Annotated in this window: 11 protein-coding genes; 8 read left to right on the top strand and 3 right to left on the bottom strand. The window is 33.7% G+C overall.

Features of this window, described 5'->3' with window-relative positions; genetic code table 11:
• Nucleotides 1–198: 198 nt before the first annotated feature.
• The 3 genes from ALGA_RS16575 (at nt 199) to ALGA_RS23660 (ending at nt 3,638) form a co-directional block, all read left to right on the top strand.
• A complete protein-coding gene (locus tag ALGA_RS16575) occupies nt 199–594 on the top strand; it encodes a DUF3276 family protein (protein ID WP_096431053.1) in 396 nt (131 codons plus the stop codon).
• 319 nt (nt 595–913) lie between these two features.
• Nucleotides 914–3,427, top strand: coding sequence for a ferrous iron transport protein B (gene feoB, locus ALGA_RS16570; protein WP_096431051.1), 2,514 nt, complete (start codon nt 914–916; stop codon nt 3,425–3,427).
• A gap of 4 nt (nt 3,428–3,431) precedes the next feature.
• Complete coding sequence (locus ALGA_RS23660) at nt 3,432–3,638, top strand: FeoB-associated Cys-rich membrane protein (RefSeq protein WP_096431049.1); 207 nt, start codon at nt 3,432–3,434, stop codon at nt 3,636–3,638.
• Nucleotides 3,639–3,745: 107 nt separating this feature from the next.
• Here ALGA_RS23660 and argF read toward each other — a convergent pair whose 3' ends face one another.
• Together argF and arcC are read right to left on the bottom strand one after the other, a co-directional pair.
• Nucleotides 3,746–4,747, bottom strand: a complete 1,002-nt coding sequence (argF, locus tag ALGA_RS16560) for an ornithine carbamoyltransferase (protein WP_096431047.1) — start codon at nt 4,745–4,747, stop codon at nt 3,746–3,748.
• A 63-nt stretch (nt 4,748–4,810) separates the two neighbouring features.
• Nucleotides 4,811–5,791, bottom strand: a complete 981-nt coding sequence (gene arcC / locus ALGA_RS16555) for a carbamate kinase (RefSeq protein ID WP_096431045.1) — start codon at nt 5,789–5,791, stop codon at nt 4,811–4,813.
• Nucleotides 5,792–6,343: 552 nt separating this feature from the next.
• Here arcC and ALGA_RS16550 point away from each other — a divergent pair.
• The 3 genes from ALGA_RS16550 to ALGA_RS16540 all read left to right on the top strand — a co-directional run bounded on the left by ALGA_RS16550 (nt 6,344) and on the right by ALGA_RS16540 (nt 10,245).
• Nucleotides 6,344–7,024: a hypothetical protein gene (locus tag ALGA_RS16550; protein ID WP_096431043.1), complete on the top strand. Its 681-nt coding sequence runs from the start codon at nt 6,344–6,346 to the stop codon at nt 7,022–7,024.
• Between the two features lie 125 nt (nt 7,025–7,149).
• Entirely contained in the window at nt 7,150–9,549 is a 2,400-nt protein-coding gene (locus tag ALGA_RS16545) for an FtsK/SpoIIIE family DNA translocase (protein WP_096431041.1), read from the top strand.
• A gap of 54 nt (nt 9,550–9,603) precedes the next feature.
• Entirely contained in the window at nt 9,604–10,245 is a 642-nt protein-coding gene (locus ALGA_RS16540; RefSeq protein WP_096431039.1) for a LolA family protein, read from the top strand.
• Nucleotides 10,246–10,249: 4 nt separating this feature from the next.
• Here the strand turns inward: ALGA_RS16540 and ALGA_RS16535 are convergent, their stop codons facing one another.
• Nucleotides 10,250–12,217: a tetratricopeptide repeat-containing sensor histidine kinase gene (locus ALGA_RS16535; protein WP_096431037.1), complete on the bottom strand. Its 1,968-nt coding sequence runs from the start codon at nt 12,215–12,217 to the stop codon at nt 10,250–10,252.
• Nucleotides 12,218–12,613: 396 nt separating this feature from the next.
• On the opposite strand from ALGA_RS16535, the gene ALGA_RS16530 reads away from it, so the two are divergent.
• Together ALGA_RS16530 and ALGA_RS16525 are read left to right on the top strand one after the other, a co-directional pair.
• Complete coding sequence (locus tag ALGA_RS16530) at nt 12,614–13,810, top strand: Lnb N-terminal periplasmic domain-containing protein (RefSeq protein WP_096431035.1); 1,197 nt, start codon at nt 12,614–12,616, stop codon at nt 13,808–13,810.
• Nucleotides 13,810–14,559, top strand: a complete 750-nt coding sequence (locus ALGA_RS16525; protein WP_096431033.1) for an acyl-[acyl-carrier-protein] thioesterase — start codon at nt 13,810–13,812, stop codon at nt 14,557–14,559. The genes ALGA_RS16530 and ALGA_RS16525 overlap by 1 nt, the downstream gene beginning before the upstream one ends.
• The last annotated feature ends 2 nt before the right edge of the window (nt 14,560–14,561 follow it).

The following is a 14,561-nucleotide window of genomic DNA, read 5'->3' as shown; positions in this document are numbered from 1 at the left end:
TAAAATATTTAACACCCCAAATAAAAAGACTTTACATATTAATAGTAAGTGAAATAAATACACATAGTCTGAAAAGGTTTGCATACTCATTTTAAATAACCACATTTTCCTCAATAAAATACATATTTATTATAATTAGTAGGTATATTTTTTTATTTTTGAATATATAAAATCAAAATAAATAACAAATTATTTCAAATGGAAGGTTACGAAAAAAAGGAAGGATTTGAAAAACATAATCGCGATGAAATCTATACTGAAGCGGTTAGAGCGGGGAAAAGGACTTATTTTTTTGATGTTAAAGCAACAAAAAAAAACGACTATTACTTAACAATCACTGAAAGTAAAAAACGTTACGACAAGGAAGGGAATTTCTCCTTCGAAAAGCATAAAATCTTCCTATATAAAGAAGACTTTGATAAATTCTCTGGAGGTCTCTTAGGAGCAATTGAATTTATCAAATCTGCGAATGCAGAAAAAGAAAATAATGAAGAAACTTTCTTGGATTCAGAATATATGGTGCCAGAAAATATACTCGAGGGTGTTGAATCAGAATCCTTCACAAATGTAGAATTTGAAGATTTAACCGAATAATAGTTCCAATACATTTTAAAGCTGTCCTTTGTGGCAGCTTTTTTTTTGTCCAAATTTAATTTATATCAGTAAAAAGAAAACTAATTAGCCACAGTTTACCCCAAAATATTTACTTTTGCTTTAATTTAGATTAAATTAAATGTAGAAAATAATAAATCAAGACTAGTCCCTATTAGCAGATCAAAATACCTACTAATAGCGATTGTAAATCATCTGTTTTTCCTATACGTTTGACATGTGTAAAGAAAAACAAGAATTAAAGTATTATCAAATTGCAATAAGCAGATACCATATGGTATCATTTATTATATAACTAAGAATGAAGCTTTCCGAATTATCTGATACTCAAGAAGGAATTATTATAAAAGTTCAGGGACATGGTGCCTTTCGGAAAAGAATTACCGAAATGGGATTCGTAAAGGGCAAGAAGGTGACTGTTATTAAAAATGCACCTCTCAAAGATCCTGTGGAATATCAAATAATGGGCTACGAAGTTTCATTAAGAAGAAGCGAAGCCTCATTAATTGAAGTGATCACTAAAGAAGAGGCTAAAAGCATCAAAATAAATGGATTCGAAGGAACTATTGGTGACGATATCCTTAAAACATCAGCAAAAGAAAAAGGGAAAAAAATACACATTGCTTTGGTTGGAAATCCAAATTCGGGAAAAACAACTCTCTTTAATTATGCTTCCGGATCGAAAGAGCATGTAGGTAATTACAGTGGAGTAACGGTAGATGCGAAACAAGCCAAAGTAAAACAGAATGGTTATCACTTTAACATTACCGATCTTCCGGGCACATACTCCTTAACAGCTTACTCTCCTGAAGAATTATTTGTGCGAAAATACATCATGAACGAAAAGCCGGATGTGGTAATTAACGTGATTGATGCATCTAATCTGGAGAGAAATCTATATCTAACAACACAGTTAATCGACATGGATATAAAGGTGATTATTGCCCTTAACATGTACGATGAACTGGAACAAAAAGGTGCTGTACTCAAGTTCAAGGCTCTTGCGAAAATGCTTGGCATCCCAATTATCCCAACAGTAAGCCCCAAAGGTACTGGTATAAAAAAACTATTCGACAAAGTGATTAATGTGTACGAAGACAAAGATCCAATCGTACGTCACATTCACGTTAATTATGGCAAGTTTGTTGAAAGATCCCTTGCCAGGATCCAACAAGAAATGAAAAAAGATCCTAAGATCTGCACAAAAACCTCCCCAAGATTTCTATCAATCAAGCTATTAGAAGGAGATAAGAGTGCTCGGCATTTGGTTCAGGAAAGTGATCATCATTTCAATATAAAAAAGACAGTAAAAGAAGAAATTCAAAAAATTGAAAAAGAATTTGGAGAGGTATGCGAAACAGTTATCACCGATTCAAAGTACGGATTTATTGATGGAGCGTTAAAAGAAACTTACAAAGAGAGTCCAATAAAAAGAAGACGGAAAACCACAATAATAGATACATTTATCACTCACAAATTATTTAGTTTTCCGATTTTTTTCGTGTTTATGTTTTTAACATTCTATGCTACTTTTAATTTGGGCGAATACCCAATGCATTGGATAGATATGGGTGTAAATGCTTTCGCAGGATTAATTGAACAATTCATGCCCGAAGGTCCGTTAAAAGATTTATTCGTAGACGGAATAATTGGTGGTGTTGGAGGAGTTATTGTTTTTCTCCCAAACATTCTGATTTTATTCTTCTTTATTTCGTTTATGGAAGACACAGGATATATGGCCAGGGCTGCCTTTATCATGGATAAGCTAATGCATAAAATAGGATTGCATGGAAAATCTTTCATTCCATTAATAATGGGATTTGGATGTAATGTGCCGGCCCTAATGGCAACACGAACACTCGAAAACAGGAATGACAGAATACTTACAATGCTGATTACCCCATTCATGTCCTGCAGTGCCAGACTACCCATTTACATATTGATTATTGGAACATTTTTCCCTGAAAATGCAACTCTAGTACTATTTGGTATTTACACTTTTGGAATAGCTCTTGCTATTATCTTTGCAAAGGTATTTAAGGCAAGTTTTTTCAGATCCAAGGAAGCTCCATTCGTGATGGAACTACCGCCATATCGACTTCCGACATTGAAGTCAACCTTAATTCACATGTGGAATAAAGGAGCTCAGTATTTACAGAAAATGGGAGGAGTTATCCTCTTGGCTTCGATTCTGATTTGGGCTTTAGGATATTTCCCAAGAGAGGTTAACTTCTCGAAAGATTACGATAAAATGATTATTGAAACCTCTCAGGAATACGACAATCAGATAAACAACTCTCAACAAAATGACGAAACCTACACAAATCAGTTATTAGTTGAAAAAAAGTCGGAGGTTCTAAAACTCAAAAATCTTAAACTTGAAGAAAAACAACAAAAATCCTATATCGGTCAAATTGGTCAATTTGTTGCACCTGCATTTCATCCATTAGGTTTCGACTGGAAGATGACAGTAAGTATACTAACTGGGATTGCCGCTAAAGAGGTTGTTGTAAGTACTATGGGTGTTTTGTATCAGGAAGGAGAAGGTGCAAGCGAAACCAGTGAAGGTTTACGAACAAAATTAAAAGAACAGAAATTTATTGGTAGTTATCGAACAGGAGAAAATGTCTTTTCCAGTCTATCTGCTCTCTCATTCCTTTTATTTATACTGATATATTTCCCTTGCGTGGCCGTAATAGTCACTATCGTTAAAGAAGCAAATTGGAAATGGGCCGCTTTTGTAGTGTTCTATACTACAGGATTGGCTTGGTTAGTTTCATTCATTATCTATCAAACCGGTAATTTAATACTTTAAGACTATGAGCTTTCAATTAGTATCAACTTATATTATTGTATTTTTTGCATTCGGATATACCTTTTATCAGTTCTTAAAGTTGTTTCTGAAGCAAAAATCAAGCTGTGGCGGAAGCTGTGGCGGTTGTGATTTCAAAAGAGAACTCAACAAACGCAATATTTCCTCAAAAGCCTTCACAAAAACACAAAACTTAACATACATCAAAAACTAGAAAAGATACAAACAGTATCCAATCAGAGTAATGACGTGAATCTAAAACACATAACAACAACAAAAATGGCGACTAAGAAGTCGCCCTTTTTAGTGATTATTTTATACCTATGCTCCTAAAGTAGCAACCATTACCGCTTTAATAGTATGCAAACGATTCTCAGCTTCATCAAATACAATAGACGCAGGAGACTCAAAAACTTCTTCAGTAACCTCAACGCCATCCATACCAAACTTCTGAAAAACTTCTTCTCCAACCTTAGTTTGTCTATTGTGGTAAGCAGGTAAACAATGCATAAATTTACACTTATCGTTTCCTGTCGCGCCCATCAAATCAGCATTAATTTGATATGGCTTAAGAATACTTATTCTTTCTTCCCATACTTTATCTGGCTCACCCATTGACACCCAAACATCAGTATAAAGGAAATCACATCCCTTAACACCTGCTTTAGCATCATCAGTAATTGTGATAACAGCACCTGTTTCTTTAGCAATCTCCATACATTGAGCAACCAACTCTTCTTCTGGCTGAAGATTAGCGGGTCCAACAATTCTCACATCCATACCCATTTTAGCAGCACCAACCATTAGAGAGTTAGCCATGTTATTACGAGCATCACCTAAATATGCAAAAGAAACTTGATTCAATGGCTTATCAGAATGCTCCGTCATAGTTAAAAAGTCCGCTAAAATCTGAGTCGGATGAAACTCATCTGTTAAGCCATTCCAAACTGGAACACCAGCAAATTTACCCAATTCCTCAACAATCGCCTGTCCGTATCCACGGTATTCAATACCATCATACATACGTCCCAAAACACGAGCGGTGTCTGCCATTGACTCTTTAACACCAATCTGAGATCCAGAAGGCCCCAAATAAGTTACGTGAGCTCCTTGATCGTAAGCTGCTGCTTCAAATGCACAACGAGTACGAGTAGAAGATTTCTCGAAAATCAAAGCGATATTCTTCCCCTTCATAGTTTGCACTTCAGTACCAGCATATTTTGCTCTTTTAAGATCTCTTGCAAGATCCAACATATATTGCATTTCCTTTGGAGTAAAATCCAACAACTTCAAAAAATTTCTGTTTCTTAAATTAAAAGCCATAATATGTATTTTTATAAATTACAATCACAAAAGTAACTATAATCTGATATTAACAATATTTATTTAAGCATTATGCTCTACATCATTTTTGTCGTACTCCATTGTTATCTTAGTACCATAAGACCTATCTACCAGCTTAGTTGCCTCAGTAATAACTGATTTACCACCACCATTTTCGATAAAACTTAAACAAGCACGAATTTTTGGAGCCATTGATCCTTCAGCAAAGGTACCATCTTCCATATATTTCATTGTATCTGCATGATTCAGGAATTCGAGTTTCTTCTCGTTTGGTCCTCTAAAATCATGATAAACAAAAGATACATCCGTAAGAATATAGAATTCATCTGCCTTAATTCGAGCTCCAATCAATGCCGAAGCAAGATCCTTGTCAATCACAGCCTCAACCGGACATAAGTTACCGTTTTCATCTTCTGAAACAGGAATTCCTCCACCACCAACAGTAATTACGATATTTCCTTGTCGAGCTAAGCTTTCAATCACCTTCTCATTCAATACTCGAATTGGCTTTGGCGAAGGGACAACACGTCTCCATCCCCCATCTGTTTTTACCTCTTCTTTGAAAATCCAACCTTTTTCAACAGTCAACTTATCAGCTTGTTCTTTGTTATAAATCTTACCAACACGTTTTAAAGGATTAGCAAAAGCAGGATCATTCTTATCAACAACAACTTGAGTTACCAAAGTTACCACATCTTTTTCAATACCATTTTGCTTTAATATATTACGCAAATTTCTCTCAATCATATAACCAATTCCACCTTGAGAATCTGCCACATCAATATCCAAAGGCATCTGAGGAATATTATAAAGTTGCTCACCCGCATCGTTTCTCATTAAGATATTACCTACCTGAGGGCCATTACCATGAGCAATAATAACATCATACCCTTCTTTTACAAGAAAAATAAGATTTTCAAGAGTATCAACCGTATTTTGAATCTGTTCCTCCACAGTCCCTTTTTGATTCCCTCTCAACAAGGCATTTCCGCCTAATGCTACAACTGCTAATTTATTTTTCATTATTTTTCTATTTATGTTTTTCTTTCCGCTTTGCAAATCTAAAAAAAATAATATCAATACAATGAAAAACTTTTTTATTTATAATATTTTTCACTCTCTGTTTTTCAACACATTAGACCATTCTGTAATTTACTGTTCACTATCCAATTTGCTAATTGCATGAAATTCAAAGCGAACAATCAATTGAAATACACTCGTTTGCAAAAGCCAGTTAAACAGTGCTGTTATGTTTATAATCAAACCCTTTTACTTTAATTTGACATCCAAAACGAATTTTAAGGAAAAAATTTAATTCAGGTTATTCTTATCTTTCACAAAACCTGAACGATTTTTCTGCGTATCACTAAAAGTGGAATTTAATAGGCCAATTATGTGTCATTCGTAAAAATATAAAAAGATTTCATGTAAGATGTCAAATTTTAATATTGTATTCCCCAATGTTTTCATACTTTTAGTAAATGCTATTTATTGAATATCGAAATCGTTTGAATTACTATTAGCATGGGCAATAATCTATATCAATAAACATTCACAACCAACACATATAATTTTATGAAACAAGGATTATCTATAATTCTAATTTTATTACTAGTCACGGGTTGCAAATTAAAATCCGAAACAGATAATAAAATAAATGAAGGGATAATTACCTATGATGTTAGTTATTTCACCTCAGAAAAAGACAATCCTATAATTGCTCTCTTGCCCAACAAAGTAGAATTGCGTTTTAAGGATAATAACATCTGTCTTATATCGGAAGGTTATCTTGGTTTTTTCAGCACAAAATTCATTTCCAGATACGAGAATAAAAGCAGTAATATTTTATTAAAAGTTTTGAGCAATAAGCTCAACTATGAATTTCCTAAAGATGAAGTTGCTTTTGTCTATAGTCAACTTCCTCCTACCAAAATAGAATACCAAGACTCAACCAAACATATCGCTGGCTATGAATGCAAACAAGCAACAATTTATTTAGATGACCAGTCAAAAACTAAAGTGGATGTATTTTATACAATAGATATAGGATTAAAGGATCCCAACCGAAACACTCCTTTATATGGTATTCCTGGCGTACTCATGGAATTTGAGACTACAATGAATCAAGTAAAAACAAAATTCACAGCACAATCAGTAAATCTAATAAGCGTTAGTGAAGAAGATTTCAATATTCCTGAGGAGTATGTTCTATCCGATCTAAAAACTTTAAAAAAGTACATCGTAGATTTCAACTAGTTATTACCCACTTTAAAACTTATCTTTTTGTAAGCCGATATTCCTGTGGTTTTAAATGCCATTTTTATTACTTTTACATAAATTCCAGAACTACTCGAATTTTGTGAAAATTGAAAATATAGTCAATGGCTAAAAAGAAAATAACAAACAATACAAAAGCAAAACCGCGCTTCTCAACCCCAAAGTTTCTTGCTGATGAAAGAATTAAATTCCTATTTGGTATTACACTTTCATTATTCACTATATACATAGGATTGGCATTTGTATCCTTCTTTTTTACAGGAGGGGCTGACCAGAGTAAATTAGATATTAAATGGCTTGAATTAATTACAGACTCAAAAGTACGGGTTGAAAACTGGACAGGTAAAACGGGAGCTTACATTTCAAATTTGGTAATAAACAAAGGCTTTGGAATAGCTTCATTTTCTTTTCTTTATGTACTTGTAGTCCTTACTCTACGAATCTGGGGAGTAAAAATTCAATCATTACGAAAAACGATTATCTATACCTTACTATTCTGTATTTGGTTTTCAGTTTTAATGTCATTTTTATTTGTTCAATCAACATCCCATTCATTTTTATTTTTAGGAGGTGTTCATGGTTACTTTATTAGTGAATGGCTGATATCTCTAATTGGGAATATTGGCACTTTATTTCTAGTCGTTCTTAGCTTTTTGACACTCGTTACTTTTGGCTTTCAAAACTCAATTTCTTTTTTCAAAAAAATAGTTAAGTCCAAACCTAAAACTGATCCTATAGCAGACAACGACCTTTCCAAAGCTGAAAAAGTCGAAAATGAAACTGAATCAATCATTCAACCACCACATTCAATAAGTCATGAGCAAGATATTGAAGATACAGGAGTTATTTTAGAATCCGAGTTCCTTCCTAAAGAAGAAAGTATTAAGAAAACTAAAGCTTCCGAGGCCGAAGCTGTCAAAAAAGACTTAGAACTAAAAATAGAGACAGTATCAGAGAAAGAGGAAATCGTTAGCATTAAGCATACATCAATGGAAGATTTCGATCCTACTCTTGATCTTTCCAACTACCAATACCCTCCTATTAATTTATTAGAGGCACACCATTCCAACAATTCGAGTGTTAGCAAAGAGGAGCTTGAATCAAATAAAGATAAAATTGTAGAGACTCTACGTCAATACAAAATTGAAATAACTCAGATTAAAGCTACGATTGGTCCAACAATCACTCTATATGAAATTGTGCCTGCTCCGGGAATACGTATTTCCAAAATAAAGAATTTGGAAGATGATATTGCCCTTAGTCTGTCTGCATTAGGAATTAGAATTATCGCTCCTATTCCAGGGAAAGGAACTATTGGTATTGAGGTTCCGAATCGTACACCTGAAATAGTGTCCATGAAAAACATTATTTCATCTAAAAAATTCCAGGAATCAACACATGCACTTCCTGTTGCTCTAGGGAAAACAATATCGAATGAGACCTATACCCTTGATTTAACCAAAATGCCTCACTTGTTGGTCGCTGGTGCAACAGGACAAGGAAAGTCTGTTGGTTTGAATGCAATTATCACGTCCCTTTTATATAAGATGCATCCATCTCAGCTTAAATTTGTCCTAATTGATCCGAAGAAAGTAGAATTAAGTATTTATTCCACGATCGAGAAGCATTTTCTAGCAAAACTTCCGGGTGAAGAGGAAGCAATTATCACTGATATCCATAAGGTTATTGCAACATTAAACTCCTTATGTATTGAAATGGATTCCAGATATGATTTGTTGAAAAAAGCACATGCCCGAAATATAAAAGAATACAATACCAAGTTTGTTAAACGAGGTTTAAATCCGGAAAACGGTCATCGTTATCTACCCTATATTGTCGTAATTATTGATGAGTTTGCTGATTTAATAATGACTGCCGGGAAAGAAGTAGAAACTCCGATTGCTCGTATCGCTCAGCTAGCTCGTGCTATTGGCATACATATGATTATAGCAACACAACGACCATCAACCAATATCATCACAGGAATTATTAAGGCCAATTTCCCTGCTCGAATTGCCTTTAAAGTAGCATCTATGATCGATTCAAGAACAATTCTTGATAGCCCTGGAGCTAATCATTTGATTGGTCGTGGAGATATGCTAATTTCGTTAACCAGTGAGCTGGTAAGGGTACAATGTGCTTTTGTTGACACTCCGGAGGTAGAAGCAGTAACCGAATTTATACAAAAACAACAATCCTACCCTACGGCAATGTATTTGCCAGAATATACAGGAGAATCATCTGAAAATACTTCATTGGATATCGATCTGAAAAAAAGAGATACCCTTTTTGAAGATGCAGCAAGATTGGTTGTAGGGTCTCAACAAGGTTCTACATCTGGAATTCAAAGACGATTTTCCATTGGATATAATAGAGCTGGCAGAATAGTTGATCAATTAGAAGCTGCTGGAATTGTTGGCCCTTTTGAAGGAAGTAAAGCAAGGCAAGTACTCGTGCAAGATGAATATTCGCTGGAAAAACTGTTAAGCGATGTTCTAAAGTAAGGCATGGCACAATTATTGATTAAGAATAAGTAAATATTAATAAAATCATATAAAATGAAAAAAATCTTTTGTTTCCTCCTATTTGGAATTCTATGTTTTAACCTACCAGCCCAGGATATTAAAGCCAAAGCTGTTCTAGATAAAGTTTCTGCAAAAAATAAAGAATTTAAAAGTTTAAAAGCTGAATTTACGTTTTCAATGGATAATGCAGAAGAAGATATTCACGAAATATCTGAAGGAAGCATTACTCTTGTTGGTGATAAATATCGTCTTAAACTTATGGGTGTGGATACTTATTTTGATGGAACTACGCTATATTCCCATATAGTTGACGTTGACGAAGTAAATATTAGCGAGCCAGAAAAAGGTGATGAAGAAGGATTAAATCCTGCTGCCATTTTCTCGATTTACGAAAAAGGATATACTTATAAGTACATTAAAGAAGAAACTAGTAACAATTCAACTTATCACATTATTGATCTATTTCCAAAAAATACTGAACGAGAATTCACTTTAATCCGATTAAAGATCAGTAAAGCTAACGATCAAATTGAATCGTTAAAATCGATTGGTAAAGATGGTAATAACGTGAGTATAATACTTAAAAACCTAACTCCAAATCTTACTTATCCTGATAGTTATTTTGTTTTTGATAAGAAGTTAAATCCGGACGTAGAAATAAACGATTTGCGATAAAATATTAAATAAGACATTCTTCCTCTACTCTATAATGGGTAGAGGATTTTTTTTCTATCTCTTCAGTGTGTAATGATAGCGTAAACCAGAATTTACTTCCTATTCCTTCTTGACTTTCCACTCCTATTTCGCCTCCATTTTTCTCAACAAAATCCTTACACAATATTAAGCCCAAACCTGTCCCTTTTTCATTTGAAGTTCCTGGCCTTGAATAGTTCGAGTCAAGATTAAATAATTTTGCTTTATCCTCAAGTTTGATTCCAATACCATTATCCTGAACACCTACAACAGCTTTTCCATCATATTTTTCAATTGAAAAGATGATTTTCCCCCTTTCCTCAGTAAATTTAATCGAGTTGTTTCCTAAATTCCGCACCACAGTCCTAACCATATCCGAATCAGCATAAACCAACAACACATTCCTTTCATCAAACTCAAGAGAAATCCTTTTCGCAAAAGCCTTATCCTCAAGCCCCTCCATTTCTTCTTTTATAATTTGATTTACATTAAAAATGATTGGAGTATACTTCATCACCCCCATTTGGGATCTCGACCAAGTCAATAATGTATCAAGTAATAATGATCCATGAAGTGCTGATTTATGAATGATCTCGATGTATTCCTGTCTCGTTGAATCCTCCAGTTCAGCATATCGGTCTATTAACAAATCAGTAAAACCTAGAACCGCATTAAACGGATTCTTTAGATCATGAGCAACAATGGATAAAAACTTATCCTTCATGGCATTTAAACTTGTCAAACTATTATTTTTCTCAGAGATTATTCTATTTTTCTCGGTTAGAATCTTATTATGTCGCTTCCGAAATCTACTAATGTAATTCGAATAGATCACTAAAGATAAAACCAAAACAGCCAAACTAAATAACAATATGTTTCGAGTCTTTTGTTTATCTATTTCTAATTTTTGAATTGTATTTCGTTGCTTCAGAATTTCATTTTCAGAATCTATTTTTTCCAATTGAAACTTCGCCTGAATTTCCGCAATTTCCTTACTACTATTTTGCTTATTAATCTTCTCTCTTATTTTATCGTACTTTTTAAAATAGATTATACTCTTCTCGTAATTATTTTTCTTCTCATATAAGCCCGACATGTAATAATAACAATCCTGCTCAAGTCTGAGAACACCAATTTCTTTCGCAATTTCCAAAGCCTCCTCGAACAAACCTAATGCAACACCGTATTCTTCGTTCTTCAAATAAGCAATCGCTAATGATGACTTTACACTCGAAATAGATATTCTATCACCTCTTTTTTCGGATTCGAGCAAAGCCCGATGGTAATAAATCAAACATTTGGAAATTTCACCCCGATCTAAGTATAGTTGTCCTATATTTTCAAGCAGAATTGACTTCCAAACAACTTCTTTTTCGGCTCCGATGATCTCTAAAGCTTTAAAGTATGAAGAAAGAGCCTTGGCCCCATCATCCAATTTATGATACACATTTGCTATATTATTAAGCATTATAGCGACTCCAACCAAACTATTCGCGTTTTCTTTTAAAACCAATGATTGATTGTAATAATCTAAGGCATTAGAATAATCACCCATTTGAAAATAAACATTGCCAATATTATTTAAGGAAGCCGAAATAAGCAAACTATCACCCAAAGTATTTCGAATATTTAAACTTGTGAAATAAGAACTAAGAGAAAGTTTGTATTTATCAATTCCGATAAGCGAATTACCTAAACCATTATAACAATCGGCCTTTTCTTTTTGTTGCGAATTAACACAATAAGATATTGCCTTTTCAAAATAATTGATAGAATTTGAATAATCACTATTTCGGTAAGATGCTTTCCCCTTTAGGTAATACGCCTTCACAATAAAAGTTGAATCATGAACTAACTTTGCAGATTTCAAAACTTGATCCGCATAATAAATTGTCGAATCAGGAAAATCAGGAAGATAATTCTCACTCAACTGACAAAAAACAGCAAGATTCATCGATAATTTTAGACTATCGGGATTTGATTTCAACGAGTATGCGAAGAAAAATTGGGGAACTAAAAGGATAACGAAAAGAAGTCTTCTCACTTTGTAGGGGTTAGGTTAGTTTAATACAGCTTATAAAGATGTTAAATAATATTAAATCTGATAAGTAATATACACTATTTTTGACGAAGCAACTAAAAACAAGTCTAGAAACGATGTCCTGTAAACCACTACTCAACAACATATTAAAAAATACAAATTTGTGATGTAATCGGCAGATTAATCAACAGCAACTTAAACTTGTTTAAGCGACTTCCATTTAGAACAATAATCTGCTATATTTTATAAAATCAAAACATTCAAAATATTCATAAAATAGCTATCTTCGAAGGGTAAACATTTACTATTATGGCATTAAAAATCATCTCTTTTCAAATCTTATTAATTGCATTTTTTTCATTATCAATTTGCAATCATGCAAAAGGACAAAACTTATCAGCGAATGCAGAAATCAGTCTTCTTACCTGTTCCCCAGGAGATGAATTGTACTCCCAATTTGGACATTCTGCTTTGCGAATAAAAGATGAAGATAAAAAATTAGATCTTGTTTTTGGGTATGGCGCGTTCAATTTTAACACGCCAAATTTCTATCCTAAATTTGCCCGAGGCAAACTGGACTACATGCTATCTTACAACGATTTTGATCGATTTAAGAATGGGTACATTTATGAAAAGAGAGGGATTACTGAACAAAAACTAAATTTGGACAGTATTGAAAGACAAAAGCTATTCAATGCTTTAATTATAAATTACAAACCAGAGAATCGATATTACCGATACGATTTCCTTTTTGATAACTGTTCTACAAGGATTAGAGACATCGTGAAAGCAAGCACTTCTGGAACAATTCTTTTCGATACGATCGTTGATCATCCAAAATCATTTTGGAATTTGTTAGATCCATTCATGGATAAAAGCCGTTGGATTTTTTTAGGAATCCATTTGGCCTTAGGAATACCTTGCGACGTGGAGGCCACTCCTTACCAATACATGTTTTTGCCTGACAATATGATGTTGGGATTTGAAAATGCGCAAATTAAGTCGAGCGAAGCAACTAAACCTTTGGTGAAATCAACTGAAGTTATACTTAAGCCAGCTCTTGATCTTAAAATTACCAGCTGGTATAAAAGACCTGTATTCATTTTTGGAATTATTGCAACATTGGGACTCATCCTCAGTTTTGTACATCTTAAAAAAGAAAAGAACTTCTTTGTTTTCGACCTCTTTATTTTTGGTGTCTGTGGATTACTTGGCTGGCTTATTATTTTCTTATGGTTTTTTACTGATCATCAGGCCACGGGACCTAATTGGAATATTATTTGGGCCTTCCCTCTTCACTTTCCAATGGTTTTTGCATTGCTCAGAAAGAAATCCAGTTCGTTTGCCTACTACTACTTTCTACTCCATTCAGTAATACTGATACTTGTGTTAGGCTGTTGGACATTTATACCACAATCTTTTCCTAATGAAATACTACCATTTGTAGTTCTTCTATTAATAAGATCACTATACATAGTTAAAAAACTCAGAACATACCTATTTTAATGAATACGTCAAATATCGACATAACGAAATACCGGGAAACTTTTCAAATTGGCTCTTTTGATGCCGATTTACACGGAAAAGCAAAACTCACAAGTATCTGCAATTATTTTCAGGAGATTGCAGGGAAACACGTGGATTTAATCCATAAAGGAATTAATGACCTAAAAGACAATAACATGGCGTGGGTTTTATCCCGACTAAAACTTCAAATTTTTGAAACGCCCAATTGGAAAGATAAAATTAGTATCGAGACTTGGTCGGTTGGAACCGATGGAATATTTGGAAATCGGGAATTTAAAATTTATGATTCAAAAGATCAGGTTATTGGTCAGGCACTATCTTCGTGGCTGGTAATTAATACGAATACAAAAAGATTGGTTAGACCTCAGAAAATAGTTGCCAACCTACCAATAAACCAGGAAGATCCTATTTTTGCTCACACATTAACGAAATTGCCCCAAATCAAAGATCCGAAGTATATCGAAGATCTGCACATTCATTATAGTGATTTGGATATCTACCGGCATGTAAACAATGTAAAATACGTAAAATGGGCTATTGACTCTTGCCTTACTGAGATTTTATCAAAAAAAAGAATTCAAGAGCTTGAGATAAATTACATACACGAAGCAAAATTGGGTGAAACATTGGAGGTATTCAATACAACCAATGATAACACCTCCGAAATTTTTATAAAAACGAAGAACACGGACATCGAAAATTGTCGTGCAATTATAAAATGGAAATAAAA

This window comes from Labilibaculum antarcticum (assembly GCF_002356295.1).
Classification (GTDB): domain Bacteria; phylum Bacteroidota; class Bacteroidia; order Bacteroidales; family Marinifilaceae; genus Labilibaculum; species Labilibaculum antarcticum.
This window is presented reverse-complemented; position numbering and strand designations above follow the sequence as displayed.

Coding starts and splice junctions, on each gene's coding strand:
- ALGA_RS16540 (WP_096431039.1), top strand. CDS start 9,604: ATGAAAAAAATCTTTTGTTTCCTCCTATTTGGAATTCTATGTTTTAAC.
- ALGA_RS16575 (WP_096431053.1), top strand. CDS start 199: ATGGAAGGTTACGAAAAAAAGGAAGGATTTGAAAAACATAATCGCGAT.
- argF (WP_096431047.1), bottom strand. CDS start 4,747: ATGGCTTTTAATTTAAGAAACAGAAATTTTTTGAAGTTGTTGGATTTT.
- ALGA_RS16530 (WP_096431035.1), top strand. CDS start 12,614: ATGGCATTAAAAATCATCTCTTTTCAAATCTTATTAATTGCATTTTTT.
- ALGA_RS16550 (WP_096431043.1), top strand. CDS start 6,344: ATGAAACAAGGATTATCTATAATTCTAATTTTATTACTAGTCACGGGT.
- arcC (WP_096431045.1), bottom strand. CDS start 5,791: ATGAAAAATAAATTAGCAGTTGTAGCATTAGGCGGAAATGCCTTGTTG.
- ALGA_RS16525 (WP_096431033.1), top strand. CDS start 13,810: ATGAATACGTCAAATATCGACATAACGAAATACCGGGAAACTTTTCAA.
- feoB (WP_096431051.1), top strand. CDS start 914: ATGAAGCTTTCCGAATTATCTGATACTCAAGAAGGAATTATTATAAAA.
- ALGA_RS16535 (WP_096431037.1), bottom strand. CDS start 12,217: ATGAATCTTGCTGTTTTTTGTCAGTTGAGTGAGAATTATCTTCCTGAT.
- ALGA_RS23660 (WP_096431049.1), top strand. CDS start 3,432: ATGAGCTTTCAATTAGTATCAACTTATATTATTGTATTTTTTGCATTC.
- ALGA_RS16545 (WP_096431041.1), top strand. CDS start 7,150: ATGGCTAAAAAGAAAATAACAAACAATACAAAAGCAAAACCGCGCTTC.